Source organism: Bacillus sp. LR_5, from assembly GCF_042709275.1.
Window position 1 is genome coordinate 1 of record NZ_JAVAXX010000144.1, and the last position, 16,180, is coordinate 16,180.

The window sequence follows — 16,180 nt, forward strand, 5'->3', positions numbered from 1 at the left end:
GGTCTTAGATGCTTTCGATATGGATACTTTAAATAATTTACCACAGCTAAAAAACGTTTGCAACTATTGTTTCATCATCTTTCAAGAAAATTCACTTGACATCTTGCAGAAACAGCGGCGCTATAGTATATGTAGAGGGACGGGCAGCAATAGCCAGGTCTTTTCTTTTCATAATGGAAACCATATAGTAGAATAGCTGTAACTCTATGCATTCGAAGGAGGAACTAGTGTGTCCATTGAATTAAGAACGAAGTACGGACAGATTGATATATCTAATGAAGTCATTGCGATGGTTGCAGGAGGCGCGGCGATTGATTGTTACGGCATTGTCGGCATGGCCTCTAAAAACCAGATTAAAGACGGACTGACTGAAATCCTTCGGAAAGAGAATTTCAGCAGGGGTGTCCAGGTTCGCCAAGAAGGAGAACAGATACATATTGACATGTATATCATTGTCAGCTATGGCACGAAAATTTCTGAAGTGGCACATAATGTCCAAACAAAAGTAAAGTACACAGTAAATCAAACCATCGGACTGGAAGTGGACTCTGTTAATATTTATGTCCAAGGTGTCCGAGTGACGAACCCGTAGTTAGGAGGAGTAGGATTGTCTATCAGAACATTAGACGGCAGAACCTTTGCCGAGATGATTCTTGCGGGAGCGCAGAATCTGTCTCAAAATGCGAGTGCGGTTGATGCGCTGAACGTGTTTCCGGTGCCGGACGGCGATACTGGAACAAACATGAATCTGTCGATGACTTCCGGAGCTAGAGAAGTGGAGAAAATGAATACGGATGATATCGGGAAGGTGGGCTCCGCGTTATCTAAAGGACTGCTCATGGGAGCACGCGGAAATTCAGGAGTGATCCTGTCCCAATTGTTCCGTGGATTCAGTAAAAGCATTGAAACAAAAAAAGAAATTAATGCACTGGAGTTTGCTGCTGCGCTGCAAGCAGGTGTTGATATGGCGTATAAAGCTGTCATGAAACCTGTAGAGGGCACCATTTTAACAGTTGCAAAAGACGCTGCGAAAAAAGCGATAACCTTGGCAGAAAAAGAAACCGATATCACAATGCTAATGACTGCAGTGACAGAAGAAGCAGAGGCGTCTTTAAACCGGACCCCTGAATTGCTTCCTGTCCTGAAGGAAGTAGGAGTCGTCGACAGCGGCGGCAAAGGCCTGCTTTGTGTGTATGAAGGTTTCCTTGCTTCATTAAAAGGTGAAACTGTGCCTCAGAAAGCTGTTCTTCCGTCACTTGATGACATGGTCAGCGCTGAGCATCATAAGAGCGCGCAAAGCCTGATGAATACCGAAGATATTGAATTTGGTTTTTGTACCGAAGTGATGGTAAGGCTCGATCAGACAAAACGAGAATTCGACGAAGGTACGTTCAGACAAGACCTCAGCCAGTTTGGTGATTCTCTGTTAGTTATTGCGGATGAATCACTGGCGAAGGTGCATATTCATGCTGAAGAGCCGGGAAATGTATTAAACTATGACCAGCATTACGGTGAATTAATCAAAATTAAAATAGACAAGATGCGAGAACCGCATACCCCCATCATCAGCCAAGAAAGCAAGCCTGCTGACACCGAAAAACCGCCGTCAAAGCAGCCGTATGGCATTGTAACTGTGGCGATGGGAGAAGGCATTTCTGACTTATTCAAAAGCATCGGCGCTTCTGTTGTAATTGAAGGCGGACAGACTATGAACCCGAGCACTGAGGATATTGTCGAGGCTGTGAAATCTCTAAATGCAGAAACGGTGTTTATCTTACCAAATAACTCCAACATTATCATGGCGGCTAATCAAGCGGCCAGCGTAATGGATGAACAGGTTTTTGTCATACCGTCCAAAACGGTTCCGCAAGGGATGTCAGCCCTGCTGGCATTTAATCCGGATCAAGAAGCTGAAGCGAACGAAGGCAATATGCTCAGCGCTATTCAGCAAGTGAAAAGCGGGCAGGTGACGTATTCAGTCAGAGATACTCACATTGACGGCAAAGACATTAAAAAAGGCGACTTTATGGGGATTCTGAATGGAACGATTATCGGCACTGCTGAAGATCAGCTGTCAGCCGCGAAAATGCTGTTGTCAGAAATGATCGGAGAAGACGACGAAATTGTCACCATCCTATATGGTGAGGATGCGTCTCAGGAAGAAGCTGAGGAGCTTGAAGCGTTTCTTAGTGAAAAGTACGAGGAGATTGAGGTTGAGATCCACAACGGAAAACAGCCGCTGTATTCATATATAGTTTCTGCAGAATAGAAGGGCAATTTGCCCTTCTATTCTTATGTCTGCTTTTAAGTGCGGCAGCGCTGTAACGCGCCCGCTTGCCAATTTATATCTGATCAATTAGTCTAGAAGCAAAGCGCTTATAAGCTCTGGTTCATAAGGAGGAATAGCATGAAATACAGAAGCGTTTTTGATATTATCGGCCCGGTGATGATCGGTCCGTCTAGCTCGCATACCGCGGGAGCGGCGAGAATCGGGAGAGTGGCCAGAAGTTTATTTGGCAGAGAGCCTGAGCGCATCATTGTATCCTTTTATGGCTCTTTTGCGGAAACGTATAAAGGCCACGGCACAGATGTCGCGATTATTGGCGGATTGCTTGATTTTGATACATTCGACGAACGGATTAAAACCGCTATACAAATTGCAGAAGATAAAGGAATTGATATAGAGTTTAGGGTTGAAGACGCTGTCCCAGTCCATCCGAACACAGCCAAAATCACCATTTCTGATGAAAAGGGAGAGCTTGAGCTGACGGGTATTTCGATTGGTGGAGGAAAGATTGAAATCACAGAATTAAATGGTTTTGAACTCCGGCTGTCAGGAAATCATCCGGCCATATTAGTTGTTCATAATGACAAGTTTGGCACAATTGCCGGTGTTGCCAATGTTCTGGCGAAATTTTCAATCAACGTAGGACATATGGAAGTAGCCCGAAAGGATATCGGCCAGCTCGCGCTGATGACAATAGAGGTCGATCAAAATATTGACGACCACGTTCTCGACGAGCTGTCGAAACTGCCGAATATTATTCAAGTGACAAAGATTGCTGACTAGCGAAAGGTCAGGAGGAGCCAGTTATGTTTCGTAATGTAAAGGAATTAATTGAGATTACTAAAGAAAAGCAAATATCCATCTCTGATGTAATGATCGCGCAAGAGATGGAAGTAACAGAAAAAACAAAAGAAGAAATTTTTCAGCAGATGGATCACAATCTGACTGTTATGGAAGCTGCGGTTCAGAAAGGACTCGAGGGAGTTACGAGCCAAACGGGCTTAACAGGCGGTGACGCCGTTAAATTACAGGCCTACATTCGATCAGGTAAAAGCCTGTCTGGCCCGCTAATTTTGGATGCTGTATCGAAAGCTGTTGCAACAAATGAAGTAAATGCAGCCATGGGAACGATCTGTGCGACACCGACTGCAGGTTCTGCCGGTGTGGTGCCTGGCACGTTATTTGCTGTAAAAGAAAAGCTGAACCCAACAAGAGAACAAATGATCCGCTTTTTATTTACAGCCGGTGCTTTCGGATTTGTCGTGGCTAATAACGCAAGTATTTCCGGCGCCGCCGGGGGATGTCAGGCAGAGGTTGGATCAGCCTCAGGCATGGCAGCTGCGGCGATTGTTGAAATGGCAGGGGGAACACCCGAACAAAGCGCGGAGGCCATGGCCATTACATTAAAAAATATGCTCGGCCTAGTGTGCGATCCTGTTGCAGGGCTTGTAGAAGTCCCTTGCGTGAAACGGAATGCAATGGGTGCATCAAATGCGATGATTGCTGCTGATATGGCATTGGCAGGCATTACAAGCCGCATTCCATGTGATGAGGTTATTGATGCCATGTACAAAATTGGCCAAACGATGCCTACTGCACTTAGAGAAACAGGCCAGGGCGGTTTGGCATCAACACCGACAGGAAGAGAATTAGAGAAAAAAATTTTCGGAGGAGCGCTAGGTTCAAGTGAAACAACATCAGCAAACTAGTATAGCTAACATTAAGGGTATTGGGCCGGAAACAGAAAAAACATTGAATGAACTCCGTATTTATGACATTTCTGATCTTCTGAATTATTTCCCTTATCGCTATGATGACTACGAGCTGAGGGATTTAGAAGAAGTAAAGCATGATGAAAGAGTTACAGTCGAAGGGAAGGTTCATTCAGAGCCTTCTCTTACCTATTACGGAAAGAAACGAAACAGGCTGACATTTAGGGTTCTCGTCGGCCACTATTTAGTTACAGCCGTATGTTTCAACCGGCCTTATTTGAAGAAAAAGCTTTCTCTGGGTTCTGTCGTGACGGTCTCCGGTAAATGGGACAAGCACCGCCAAACCATCTCTGTTCAGGAGTTGAAGAACGGTCCGCACCAAGAGGATAAGAGCATTGAACCAGTGTATTCTGTGAAAGAAAATGTTACCGTCAAAATGATGAGACGCTTTATTCAGCAGGCGCTGACTCAATATGCAGATGCACTTTTAGATCCTCTTCCGGAAAAGCTAAAAACACGCTATAAGCTGCCGGACTATCAGCAGGCGTTAAAAGCAATGCACCAGCCTGAAACAAGAGAAGCGTTAAAGCTTGCCAGACGCCGGTTTGTTTACGAAGAATTTTTGTTGTTTCAGTTGAAAATGCAGGCGTTCCGAAAGGCGGAAAGAGAGCAGACACAAGGGATACGGCAGCGTTTTTCAAACGAAGAACTCATGAGATTTATCAAAAGCCTCCCGTTTCCCCTCACAAACGCCCAGTCGCGCGTGCTTCGCGAAATAACAGCAGACATGTCTTCTCCATACAGAATGAACCGTCTTCTTCAAGGGGACGTTGGATCAGGAAAAACGGCAGTCGCCGCCATTGCGCTGTATGCCGCGATCCTATCCGGATATCAGGGAGCGCTCATGGTACCGACAGAAATTCTGGCGGAACAGCATGCGGATTCGCTCGTTTCACTATTTGAAAAGTGGGATGTCAGTGTCGCCCTTTTGACAAGCTCTGTTAAAGGGAAGCGGCGAAAAGAACTGCTTGAACGTCTTGAGGCGGGAGAGATTGATATTCTTGTAGGAACCCACGCTTTAATTCAGGATGAGGTGGAGTTTAAGGCGTTAAGTCTTGTCATTACAGATGAGCAGCATCGATTTGGAGTTGAGCAGCGTAAAAAGCTTCGGAACAAAGGGCAGGATCCCGATGTTCTCTTTATGACAGCCACTCCAATCCCAAGAACGTTAGCCATCACAGTGTTCGGAGAAATGGATGTATCTGTCATAGATGAAATGCCGGCGGGACGAAAACAAATCGAAACCTATTGGGTAAAGCATGATATGCTGGACCGTATTTTGGCATTTGTCGAAAAAGAATTAAAGCAGGGCAGACAGGCTTATATCATCTGCCCGCTGATTGAAGAATCAGACAAGCTTGATGTGCAAAACGCCATTGACGTGTACAATATGCTTTCTGAGATTTTCCGGGGGAAATGGAACGTCGGCCTTATGCACGGAAAGCTGCATTCCGATGAAAAAGATCAGGTCATGAGAGAATTCAGCGCAAATCAGTGTCAAATTCTCGTATCAACCACTGTGGTGGAGGTTGGCGTGAATGTTCCGAATGCAACCATCATGGTGATTTATGACGCCGACCGTTTTGGGCTGTCACAGCTTCACCAGCTGCGCGGCCGTGTCGGACGGGGCGAGCACCAGTCTTTCTGTATTCTGATGGCCGATCCTAAATCAGAAACAGGGAAAGAACGGATGAGAATCATGTCCGAGACCAATGATGGCTTCGAGTTGTCTGAAAAGGATCTGGAACTGAGAGGCCCGGGAGATTTCTTCGGGAAAAAACAAAGCGGAATGCCTGAATTCAAGGTGGCGGACATGGTTCATGATTACAGAGCACTTGAAACGGCAAGGCAGGATGCTGCGAATCTTGTGGCTTCTGATGCGTTCTGGAAGGAGCCGGAATATGGTGCGCTGAGAGAGCAATTGCTGAAGAGCGGAGTAATGGACGGGGAAAAATTAAGCTGAGCACCAGAAGTTTTTGGTGTTCAGTCAGAAACAATCGTTGCATTCCAATCTATGAAATTATATACTACTATTAGTACCTAGTCTTAATTGTCCGGATGGTGTTTAGATATGAGAAGAAATAAGAGAGAACGCCAGGAATTACTTCAGCAGACGATTCAAGTAACCCCCTTTATTACAGATGAAGAATTAGCGGGTAAATTTGGGGTGAGTATCCAGACGATACGTTTGGACCGCTTAGAGCTTTCCATACCGGAGCTGAGAGAAAGAATTAAGAACGTGGCAGAGAAAACACTTGAAGATGAAGTGAAATCCCTGTCACTTGATGAAGTTATCGGAGAGATTATTGACCTTGAGCTGGATGATCAGGCGATATCCATTTTAGAAATAAAACAGGAGCATGTGTTCAGCCGGAATCAGATTGCGAGAGGCCACCATTTATTTGCGCAGGCGAATTCCTTGGCTGTTGCAGTCATTGATGACGAGCTGGCGCTGACTGCAAGTGCAGACATCCGCTTTACAAGACAGGTAAAGCAGGGTGAACGTGTCGTAGCGAAAGCGAAAGTGACGGCGGTCGAAAAAGAAAAAGGAAGAACAGTTGTCGAAGTGAACAGCTATGTCGGCGAAGAAATTGTTTTTTCTGGACATTTTGACATGTACCGTTCAAAACATTCATAAAGGTGGAGCATGCATGAGAATATCTGTAGATGCAATGGGAGGAGACCACGCTCCCAAAGCCGTTATTGACGGAGTTATAAAGGGTATAGAGGCATTTGATGATCTCCATATCACACTTGTCGGTGACAAAACAACGATAGAATCACATTTAACAACAACATCAGATCGCATCACGGTGCTGCACGCAGATGAAGTGATTGAGCCTACGGATGAACCGGTCCGCGCCGTGCGAAGAAAAAAGAACTCATCTATGGTCCTTATGGCGCAGGAAGTTGCCGAAAACAGAGCTGACGCCTGCATCTCAGCAGGGAATACCGGTGCGTTAATGACAGCCGGTCTGTTTATCGTCGGAAGAATTAAAGGGATTGACCGCCCGGCGCTTGCCCCGACACTTCCGACCGTTTCAGGAGACGGATTTCTTCTCCTTGATGTCGGCGCCAATGTCGATGCCAAACCGGAGCACCTCGTTCAATACGCCATCATGGGTTCTGTTTATTCTCAGCAAGTGCGCGGTGTCAATTCACCGAGAGTCGGGCTTTTAAATGTCGGAACAGAAGATAAAAAAGGAAACGAACTGACGAAGCAGACGTTTCAAATGTTAAAAGAAACAGCAAACATCAATTTTATCGGAAACGTGGAAGCGCGAGACCTTTTAGATGATGTGGCGGATGTTGTAGTAACAGACGGCTTTACCGGGAATGTTACACTCAAAACGCTGGAAGGTTCTGCGTTATCTATTTTTAAAATGATGAGAGAAGTAATGACGTCTAATCTCACATCAAAGCTTGCAGCAGCTGTGCTGAAGCCAAAGTTGAAAGAAATGAAAATGAAAATGGAGTATTCGAATTATGGCGGAGCAAGTCTTTTCGGCTTAAAAGCGCCTGTGATCAAGGCGCACGGCTCTTCAGATTCGAATGCTGTATTTCACGCAATTCGGCAAGCAAGAGAGATGGTCAGCCAAAATGTGGCTGCGCTCATTCAGGAAGAAGTTAAAGAAGAAAAAACAGATGAGTAGTCTGGAGGTTTTTACATCATGAGTAAGATTGCATTTTTATTCCCGGGTCAAGGATCACAATTTATCGGCATGGGAAAAGAGCTTTATGAGCAGGTGCCTGCTGCAAAGCGTCTGTTCGATGAAGCGGATGAAACATTGGAAACAAAACTCAGCTCACTGATTTTTGAAGGTGATGCTAAAGAGTTAACACTTACATACAATGCGCAGCCTGCTTTACTGACGACAAGCATTGCTGTTCTTGAGAAATTTAAAGAATCAGGCATTACACCTAATTTCACAGCAGGACACAGCCTTGGTGAATATTCCGCACTGGTTGCTTCTGGCGCACTATCTTTCAAAGATGCTGTTTATACCGTCAGAAAACGCGGAGAGTTTATGAATGAAGCAGTGCCGGCTGGCGAAGGAGCTATGGCTGCGATTCTTGGCATGGATGCCGAAGCATTAAAGCAAGTAACCGATAAAGTCACGGAGGAAGGCCACCTTGTACAGCTTGCAAATCTCAACTGTCCTGGACAAATCGTTATTTCCGGAACAGCCAAAGGTGTAGAGCTTGCATCTGAACAGGCAAAAGAGAACGGTGCAAAACGCGCCATTCCGCTTGAAGTAAGCGGTCCGTTCCATTCCGAACTGATGAAGCCTGCTGCTGAAAAGCTGAAAGAAGTATTGGACTCTTGTGATATAAAAGACGCTGGCGTTCCGGTCATCTCAAATGTTTCTGCTGATGTCATGACTGAAAAAGCAGAAATCAAAGAGAAACTCATTGAGCAGCTTTACTCTCCGGTTCGTTTTGAGGAAAGCATTAACAAGCTGATTGCAGAGGGTGTGACGACTTTTGTTGAAATCGGTCCCGGAAAAGTGCTTTCAGGCCTTGTAAAAAAAGTAAACAGACGCTTAAAAACAATTGCTGTATCAGATCCGGAAACGATCGAGCTGGCAATTCAAACGCTTAAGGAGGAGAATGAAAATGCTTAATGACAAAACAGCTATTGTCACTGGCGCATCCCGCGGAATCGGCCGCTCAATCGCCCTTGACCTGGCAAAAAGCGGCGCGAACGTTGTCGTCAACTACTCCGGCAATGAAGCGAAAGCAAATGAAGTGGTAGATGAAATCAAATCAATGGGCAGAAAAGCAATTGCTGTCAAAGCGGATGTATCAAATCCCGAAGATGTACAAAACATGATAAAAGAAACGCTTTCTGTTTTTTCTACGATTGATATTCTAGTTAATAATGCCGGAATCACAAGAGACAATCTCATCATGAGAATGAAAGAAGATGAATGGGATGATGTCATTAACATTAACCTGAAGGGTGTTTTCAACTGCACGAAAGCTGTTACAAGACAAATGATGAAACAGCGTTCAGGCCGGATTATTAACGTATCATCTATCGTCGGCGTCAGCGGAAATCCTGGACAAGCCAACTACGTGGCTGCAAAAGCCGGCGTGATCGGTTTAACAAAATCTTCTGCTAAAGAGCTCGCAAGCCGCAATATTACGGTAAATGCGATTGCGCCTGGATTTATCTCAACTGATATGACAGATAAGCTTGCAAAAGACGTTCAAGACGAAATGCTGAAACAAATTCCGCTCGCACGCTTTGGCGACCCTGGTGACGTCAGCAGCGTTGTCACGTTCCTTGCTTCAGAGGGAGCTCGTTACATGACTGGCCAAACGCTTCATATTGACGGCGGAATGGTGATGTAAGTTTTTTTCTCAAAAATTTCATCATAGTTTCTCTAGTTTTTTAAAAACGAATCCACTATAATACTTGAGGGGAGGTGAATTGCTATGGCAGACACATTAGAGCGTGTAACAAAAATCATCGTAGATCGCCTTGGCGTTGATGAAGCAGACGTCAAACTTGAAGCTTCTTTCAAGGAAGACTTAGGTGCTGATTCCCTAGATGTAGTTGAGCTTGTTATGGAACTTGAAGACGAGTTTGATATGGAGATTTCTGACGAAGATGCTGAAAAGATTGCAACAGTCGGCGACGCTGTGAACTACATACAAAACCAGCAATAAGCTGATGCTAAAAGTCCCGCCGAAACGCGGGGCTTTAGCCCTTTATTCGTGCAGTTATTACAGCATGCCGCTTTTACGCGCGCTGTATCCGGTTTAGTCAGAGAAGCGCGGTGAACCTGATGTGCCTATGGAGGTTACTATGTCAAAACACTCACATTATAAAGATAAAAAAAAGTTCTATAAAAAAGTAGAACAATTTAAAGAGTTTCAAGAACGGATTTCGGTTCACTTTCAAAATGAAAAGCTTTTGTATCAAGCATTTACACATTCATCTTATGTGAATGAGCATCGGAAAAAGCCGTATGAAGATAATGAAAGGCTTGAATTTTTAGGTGACGCTGTTTTGGAACTGACGATCTCCAGATTCTTATTTGCCAAATACCCGGCTATGAGTGAAGGAGATTTGACGAAATTGAGAGCCGCAATTGTTTGCGAACCGTCTCTCGTTTCATTGGCTCACGAGCTGTCATTCGGCGATCTTGTCCTGTTGGGTAAAGGCGAGGAAATGACAGGCGGAAGAAAGCGTCCTGCTCTATTGGCGGATGTTTTTGAGGCATTTATCGGAGCCTTGTACCTTGACCAAGGATTAGAGCCGGTCGAAAGTTTCTTAAAAGTTTATGTGTTCCCTAAAATTAACGATGGTGCTTTTTCTCATGTGATGGATTTCAAAAGCCAGCTGCAGGAATACGTGCAGCGGGACGGCAAAGGCTCTCTGGAGTATAAAATCTCCAACGAAAAAGGACCTGCGCACAACCGTGAATTTGAAGCCATCGTATCTCTAAAAGGTGAACCACTCGGAGTCGGAAACGGCCGTTCAAAGAAAGAAGCCGAACAGCACGCTGCTCAGGAAGCTTTAGCTAAATTGCAAAAACATCATACGAGACAATAAAATCCCCCTGAATCATAAGGGGGATTTCAGTATGTATGCCGTCTTATTTCATCCATGTTTTATGATAGAATTGGAATACTTATTACATAAGGAGGATCGCTATGTTCCTCAAACGTTTAGACGTTATAGGATTTAAATCATTTGCAGAACGGATTTCCGTAGATTTTGTAAAAGGCGTGACAGCGGTTGTCGGCCCAAATGGAAGCGGAAAAAGCAACATCACAGATGCCATTCGCTGGGTTCTCGGTGAACAATCGGCACGGTCTCTTCGCGGCGGAAAAATGGAAGACATCATTTTTGCCGGCAGTGATTCGAGAAAGCGATTAAATCTAGCTGAAGTTACGCTTACTCTTGATAATGATGATCATTTCTTGCCGATTGACTTCCATGAGGTCAGTGTCACAAGACGTGTATACAGATCAGGCGAGAGTGAGTTTCTGATTAACAATCAGCCGTGCCGCTTAAAAGATATTATTGATTTATTTATGGACTCTGGTCTGGGTAAAGAAGCATTTTCTATTATCAGCCAAGGGAAAGTGGAAGAGATCCTGAGCAGCAAAGCGGAGGATCGCCGCAGTATCTTTGAAGAAGCGGCCGGGGTGCTTAAATATAAAACAAGAAAGAAAAAAGCAGAAAATAAATTGTTTGAGACACAGGACAATTTAAACCGGGTAGAAGATATATTACATGAACTTGAAGGACAGGTTGAACCTCTTAAAATTCAAGCATCAATAGCGAAAGACTACTTGGAAAAAAAGAAAGAGCTGGAGCATGTTGAAATCGCGCTGACTGCCTATGATATCGAAGAGCTGCATGGCAAATGGTCAACTCTTAAAGAGAAAGTGCAGCTCGCGAAGGAAGAAGAGCTCGCTGAATCATCTGCGATTTCTGCCAAAGAAGCAAAGATTGAGGATACGCGCGACAAAATTCAAGCGCTTGATGAATCAGTAAATGAGCTCCAGCAGGTCTTATTGGTGACGAGTGAAGAGCTGGAAAAGCTTGAAGGCCGTAAAGAAGTCCTGAAAGAACGCAAGAAAAACGCTGTGCAAAACCAAGAACAGCTTGAAGAAGCTATTGTACAGTTTCAGCAAAAAGAAACGGTGCTGAAAGAAGAGCTTGCGAAGCAGGAAGCTGTCTTCGAAACACTTCAGGCAGAGGTGAAACAGTTAAGGGCTCAGGTAAAAGAAAAGCAGCAGGCTCTCAGTCTTCACAATGAAAATGTCGAAGAGAAAATCGAACAGCTGAAAAGCGATTACTTTGAACTGTTGAACAGTCAGGCTTCGATTCGCAATGAGCTCCAGCTTCTGGATGACCAGATGTCCCAATCGGCTGTTGTATTGCAAAGGCTTGCGGACAACAATGAAAAGCATCTTCAGGAACGGCGCGATATTTCTGCGCGAAAAGCCGCATGTGAAACGGAGTTTGCCCGACTCGAGCAGGAGATTCACAGCCAAGTCGGTGCATATCGTGATATGCAGGCAAAATATGAGCAGAAAAAGCGCCAATACGAAAAAAATGAATCTGCTCTGTATCAGGCGTACCAATACGTTCAGCAAGCGAGATCGAAAAAGGACATGCTTGAGACGATGCAGGGGGATTTCTCCGGCTTTTATCAAGGTGTTAAAGAAGTGCTGAAAGCGAAAGAGCGCCTTGGCGGAATTCGCGGAGCGGTCCTTGAGCTGATCTCAACAGAACAGAAGTATGAAACGGCCATTGAAATTGCGCTCGGCGCTTCTGCCCAGCATGTCGTGACCGACGATGAACAGGCTGCCCGTAAAGCGATTCAATATTTAAAACAGAATTCCTTCGGCCGGGCGACGTTTCTGCCTCTTTCTGTTATTAGAGACCGCCAGCTTCAAAGCCGGGATGCGGAAACAGCAGCCCAGCACTCGTCATTTCTCGGGGTCGCCAGTGAACTTGTCACATTTGATTCTGCGTATCGGCGTATCATCCAGAACCTTCTTGGAACTGTTCTGATCGCAGAGGATTTAAAGGGAGCAAACGAACTAGCGAAGCTTCTCGGGCACCGGTACCGTATCGTAACCCTTGAGGGAGATGTCGTGAATCCGGGTGGATCAATGACGGGCGGCGCGGTTAAAAAGAAAAATAACTCGCTGCTAGGAAGAAGCAGGGAGCTTGAAGATGTGAGCAAACGGCTCGCTGAAATGGAAGAGAAAACAGCACTGCTTGAACAAGAAGTCAAAACCCTTAAGCAATCCATTCAGGATATGGAGAAAAAACTGGCTGACTTAAGAGAGACCGGGGAAGGCTTAAGATTAAAGCAGCAGGATGTAAAAGGGCAGCTGTACGAGCTTCAAGTTGCTGAGAAAAATATCAACACCCATTTAGAGCTCTATGATCAAGAAAAATCTGCTCTGTCAGAAAGTGATGAAGAGAAGAAAACGCGCAAACGCAAGCTGGAAGAAGAGCTTTCTGCCGTGTCAGAAAAGATGAAACAGCTTGAAGAGGATATTGACAGACTAACGAAACAAAAACAAACACAATCCTCAACAAAAGAGTCTCTCTCCAACGAGCTGACTGAGCTGAAAATCACAGCTGCCAAAAAAGAGCAGGCATGTAAGGGTGAAGAGGACAACCTTGCCAGATTAAAGAAAGAGCTCACAGAAACAGAGTTTGCGTTAAAAGAAGCGAAAGAGGACTTAAGCTTCTTAACTTCAGAGATGTCATCAAGCACCAGCGGTGAAGAAAAGCTTGAAGAGGCCGCAAAACATAAATTGAATGACAAAACGAAAACGATCGAACTCATTGCGTTAAGACGCGATCAGCGTATCAAGCTTCAGCATGGGCTTGATACATATGAGCGTGAGCTGAAAGAAATGAAACGCCTGTACAAACAAAAAACAACGCTCTTAAAAGACGAAGAAGTCAAACTCGGCCGAATGGAAGTTGAGCTTGATAATTTACTCCAGTACTTGCGGGAGGAATACAGCCTGTCCTTTGAGGGGGCAAAAGAGAAATATCAGCTTGAAACTGATCCAGAGGAAGCAAGAAAGCGCGTGAAGCTGATTAAACTCGCAATCGAAGAGCTGGGTACCGTAAACCTCGGAAGCATAGACGAGTTTGAGAGAGTCAACGAACGGTATAAGTTTCTGTCAGAACAAAAAGAAGATTTGACAGAAGCGAAAAATACCCTGTTCCAAGTGATTGAAGAAATGGATGAAGAAATGACGAAACGCTTTAACGACACATTCGTCCAAATCCGCTCACACTTTGATCAAGTCTTCCGCTCCTTATTCGGAGGAGGGCGCGCTGAACTTAGGCTCACTGATCCTAACGATCTGCTTCACTCAGGAGTCGAGATTATCGCACAGCCGCCGGGGAAAAAATTGCAAAACTTAAACCTTCTGTCAGGCGGAGAGCGTGCGCTTACTGCAATAGCGCTCTTATTCTCAATCTTAAAGGTTCGTCCTGTGCCGTTTTGCGTCCTTGACGAAGTAGAGGCTGCGCTTGACGAAGCGAATGTGTTCCGCTTTGCGCAGTATTTAAAAAAATATAGCAGAGATACCCAGTTTATCGTGATTACCCACAGAAAAGGAACGATGGAGGAAGCGGATGTGCTATACGGCGTAACAATGCAGGAATCCGGTGTTTCCAAGGTAATCTCAGTTAAGCTGGAAGAAACAAAAGAATTCGTTCAGTAACGAGGAAAGAGGTTAAAAGATGAGCTTTTTTAAAAAATTAAAAGAGAAAATCACCAAACAGACAGATTCCGTATCTGAAAAGTTTAAGGATGGCCTTGAAAAAACAAGAAACTCCTTTCAAAACAAAGTGAATGATCTTGTATCCCGTTACCGTAAAGTGGATGAGGATTTCTTCGAAGAGCTAGAAGAGGTTCTCATCAGCGCGGATGTCGGTTTTACAACCGTTATGGAATTAATAGATGAGCTAAAAAAAGAAGTGAAACGCAGAAATATTCAAGATCCGATGGAAGTCCAATCTGTTATTTCTGAGAAACTGGTCGAGATTTATAACAGCGGAGATGAGCAAATTTCTGAGTTGAACATTCAGGATGGGCGTTTAAATGTAATCCTTCTGGTAGGTGTAAATGGAGTCGGCAAAACGACAACAATCGGAAAGCTTGCCCATAAACTGAAGCAAGAAGGAAAATCTGTTGTACTTGCTGCTGGAGACACATTTAGAGCAGGAGCCATTGAACAGCTGGAAGTATGGGGAGAGCGTACGGGAGTGCCAGTCATTAAGCAGACGGCCGGAAGCGATCCTGCTGCTGTCATCTACGATGCTGTACATGCTGCGAAAGCAAGAAATGCCGATGTATTAATCTGTGATACGGCAGGGCGTCTCCAAAACAAAGTAAACCTGATGAAAGAGCTTGAAAAAGTGAAGCGCGTCATCGAAAGAGAAGTGCCTGAAGCGCCGCATGAGGTGCTGCTTGCCCTTGATGCCACAACTGGCCAAAATGCAATGGCTCAGGCAAAAGAGTTCTCTAAAGCAACAAATGTTACCGGCATTGCATTAACAAAGCTTGACGGTACGGCTAAAGGCGGTATCGTCCTCGCGATCCGCAACGAGCTTCAAATCCCGGTTAAACTAGTCGGGTTAGGTGAAAAAGTTGATGATCTCCAGGAATTTGATCCTGAATCGTATGTGTACGGACTCTTTTCAGATTTAGTGGAAAAAGCCGACGATTAAGAAAAAGGCCCTCACATTTTGGGGCCTTTTTCTTTTTTTATCTTCTCACTTGATAGGCGAAATGATAAAGGCTATTATCAGTGGATACCAGTCTTGAATCTCCTGAATAAACTCTGAATGGGATGATGTCATAGTAATGGACGGAAACAGATGTGTAATATGTGTAGTACCCAGCAGCTGGCCCCAAATACATTGGAACTTCAAACGCTCCGTTTCCATCGGTTGTTCCTGATGCTGTTTGTGTTGTATTTCCGACTTTCATATCTGCTTCAAATCGTACTGGAGCGTTCGGCACCGGCTGCCCGTTTTGGTCGAGTAATTTGCCGCTTATTGTAATATTGTACTTGACTCGCCAAAATTGACCTTGGCCGTAATTGATTTTACCGTAAACCCCTCCATCTGTGCTGATATTTGTGATCGAAGCCTTATAAGGCGCCTCAGCAGCGTCTGCTTGATGTGCCGGGACAAGGATTGTAAACACGGCTGCCAAGCACAACATAAACAAAAAACTGATTTTTTTCATAAAAAATCCTCCTTTAAAATAGGGATCATATACAATATCGGAATAAGGTGGATTATATTTAGCTTATTTTGGAAAAGGGTAATCGCTGCTTTGACAAGATAAAAACTTGACAGTCTCAATAAAACCGTGTAAACTAAGTTATCGTAAAGGGATTTGACTTAACAAAGGGGAGAGCTCAAATGTCACTCGAAAAGACAACGAGAATGAACTATCTGTTTGATTTTTATCAGTCGTTGTTGACTTCAAAACAGAAGAGCTATATGTCGCTTTATTATTTGGACGATTTCTCCCTAGGCGAAATAGCCGAAGAATATGAGGTTTCAAGACAAGCTGTTTATGATAACATCAAACGAACAGAAGCG

Annotated in this window: 15 protein-coding genes; 14 read left to right on the forward strand and 1 reads right to left on the reverse strand. The window is 44.6% G+C overall.

Annotated features, from left to right (window positions below; genetic code table 11):
- Window positions 1-229 precede the first annotated feature (229 nt).
- From RAC86_RS23150 to ftsY, 13 genes are all read left to right on the forward strand, one after another.
- The gene (locus RAC86_RS23150; protein ID WP_003221550.1) at window positions 230-592 is read left to right on the forward strand and encodes an Asp23/Gls24 family envelope stress response protein; all 363 of its coding nucleotides are present in this window, start codon (window positions 230-232) and stop codon (window positions 590-592) included.
- Between the two features lie 15 nt (window positions 593-607).
- The gene (locus tag RAC86_RS23155) at window positions 608-2,269 is read left to right on the forward strand and encodes a DAK2 domain-containing protein (protein ID WP_377886064.1); all 1,662 of its coding nucleotides are present in this window, start codon (window positions 608-610) and stop codon (window positions 2,267-2,269) included.
- Window positions 2,270-2,407: 138 nt separating this feature from the next.
- A complete protein-coding gene (gene sdaAB / locus RAC86_RS23160; protein WP_019714380.1) occupies window positions 2,408-3,070 on the forward strand; it encodes an L-serine ammonia-lyase, iron-sulfur-dependent subunit beta in 663 nt (220 codons plus the stop codon).
- 23 nt (window positions 3,071-3,093) lie between these two features.
- Entirely contained in the window at window positions 3,094-3,996 is a 903-nt protein-coding gene (gene sdaAA / locus RAC86_RS23165; RefSeq protein WP_072566259.1) for an L-serine ammonia-lyase, iron-sulfur-dependent, subunit alpha, read from the forward strand.
- The gene (gene recG, locus RAC86_RS23170) at window positions 3,974-6,022 is read left to right on the forward strand and encodes an ATP-dependent DNA helicase RecG (protein WP_072566260.1); all 2,049 of its coding nucleotides are present in this window, start codon (window positions 3,974-3,976) and stop codon (window positions 6,020-6,022) included. Before sdaAA ends, recG begins: the two co-directional genes overlap by 23 nt.
- A gap of 108 nt (window positions 6,023-6,130) precedes the next feature.
- Window positions 6,131-6,697 carry a transcription factor FapR gene (gene fapR / locus RAC86_RS23175; RefSeq protein WP_014113763.1) on the forward strand — a complete coding sequence of 189 codons (567 nt, stop codon included), beginning with the start codon at window positions 6,131-6,133 and terminating at the stop codon, window positions 6,695-6,697.
- A gap of 13 nt (window positions 6,698-6,710) precedes the next feature.
- Entirely contained in the window at window positions 6,711-7,712 is a 1,002-nt protein-coding gene (plsX, locus tag RAC86_RS23180; protein ID WP_072566261.1) for a phosphate acyltransferase PlsX, read from the forward strand.
- 18 nt (window positions 7,713-7,730) lie between these two features.
- Window positions 7,731-8,684, forward strand: coding sequence for an ACP S-malonyltransferase (fabD, locus tag RAC86_RS23185; RefSeq protein ID WP_072566262.1), 954 nt, complete (start codon window positions 7,731-7,733; stop codon window positions 8,682-8,684).
- Window positions 8,677-9,417: a 3-oxoacyl-[acyl-carrier-protein] reductase gene (fabG, locus tag RAC86_RS23190; RefSeq protein ID WP_061187450.1), complete on the forward strand. Its 741-nt coding sequence runs from the start codon at window positions 8,677-8,679 to the stop codon at window positions 9,415-9,417. Before fabD ends, fabG begins: the two co-directional genes overlap by 8 nt.
- Before the next feature lie 84 nt (window positions 9,418-9,501).
- On the forward strand, window positions 9,502-9,735 hold the full coding sequence (gene acpP, locus RAC86_RS23195) for an acyl carrier protein (protein WP_003154310.1): 234 nt from the start codon (window positions 9,502-9,504) through the stop codon (window positions 9,733-9,735).
- Between the two features lie 139 nt (window positions 9,736-9,874).
- Window positions 9,875-10,624: a ribonuclease III gene (rncS, locus tag RAC86_RS23200; RefSeq protein ID WP_014113767.1), complete on the forward strand. Its 750-nt coding sequence runs from the start codon at window positions 9,875-9,877 to the stop codon at window positions 10,622-10,624.
- A 101-nt stretch (window positions 10,625-10,725) separates the two neighbouring features.
- Window positions 10,726-14,286, forward strand: coding sequence for a chromosome segregation protein SMC (gene smc, locus RAC86_RS23205; protein WP_072566263.1), 3,561 nt, complete (start codon window positions 10,726-10,728; stop codon window positions 14,284-14,286).
- A gap of 19 nt (window positions 14,287-14,305) precedes the next feature.
- Entirely contained in the window at window positions 14,306-15,295 is a 990-nt protein-coding gene (gene ftsY / locus RAC86_RS23210) for a signal recognition particle-docking protein FtsY (RefSeq protein WP_041905415.1), read from the forward strand.
- A gap of 37 nt (window positions 15,296-15,332) precedes the next feature.
- On the opposite strand, the gene RAC86_RS23215 is transcribed toward ftsY, so the two are convergent.
- The gene (locus tag RAC86_RS23215) at window positions 15,333-15,818 is read right to left on the reverse strand and encodes an Ig-like domain-containing protein (RefSeq protein WP_072566264.1); all 486 of its coding nucleotides are present in this window, start codon (window positions 15,816-15,818) and stop codon (window positions 15,333-15,335) included.
- A gap of 179 nt (window positions 15,819-15,997) precedes the next feature.
- Between RAC86_RS23215 and RAC86_RS23220 the strand changes: the two genes are divergently transcribed.
- Window positions 15,998-16,180, forward strand: a 183-nt coding sequence (locus tag RAC86_RS23220; protein ID WP_377886065.1) for a putative DNA-binding protein, incomplete at its 3' end; no start/stop codon positions are given.

Bases quoted from the DNA above. Each gene is read 5' to 3' on its own strand.
- fabG (WP_061187450.1), top strand. From the start codon at position 8,677: ATGCTTAATGACAAAACAGCTATTGTCACTGGCGCATCCCGCGGAATC.
- fabD (WP_072566262.1), top strand. From the start codon at position 7,731: ATGAGTAAGATTGCATTTTTATTCCCGGGTCAAGGATCACAATTTATC.
- rncS (WP_014113767.1), top strand. From the start codon at position 9,875: ATGTCAAAACACTCACATTATAAAGATAAAAAAAAGTTCTATAAAAAA.
- smc (WP_072566263.1), top strand. From the start codon at position 10,726: ATGTTCCTCAAACGTTTAGACGTTATAGGATTTAAATCATTTGCAGAA.
- plsX (WP_072566261.1), top strand. From the start codon at position 6,711: ATGAGAATATCTGTAGATGCAATGGGAGGAGACCACGCTCCCAAAGCC.
- RAC86_RS23215 (WP_072566264.1), bottom strand. From the start codon at position 15,818: ATGAAAAAAATCAGTTTTTTGTTTATGTTGTGCTTGGCAGCCGTGTTT.
- sdaAB (WP_019714380.1), top strand. From the start codon at position 2,408: ATGAAATACAGAAGCGTTTTTGATATTATCGGCCCGGTGATGATCGGT.
- fapR (WP_014113763.1), top strand. From the start codon at position 6,131: ATGAGAAGAAATAAGAGAGAACGCCAGGAATTACTTCAGCAGACGATT.
- sdaAA (WP_072566259.1), top strand. From the start codon at position 3,094: ATGTTTCGTAATGTAAAGGAATTAATTGAGATTACTAAAGAAAAGCAA.
- ftsY (WP_041905415.1), top strand. From the start codon at position 14,306: ATGAGCTTTTTTAAAAAATTAAAAGAGAAAATCACCAAACAGACAGAT.
- acpP (WP_003154310.1), top strand. From the start codon at position 9,502: ATGGCAGACACATTAGAGCGTGTAACAAAAATCATCGTAGATCGCCTT.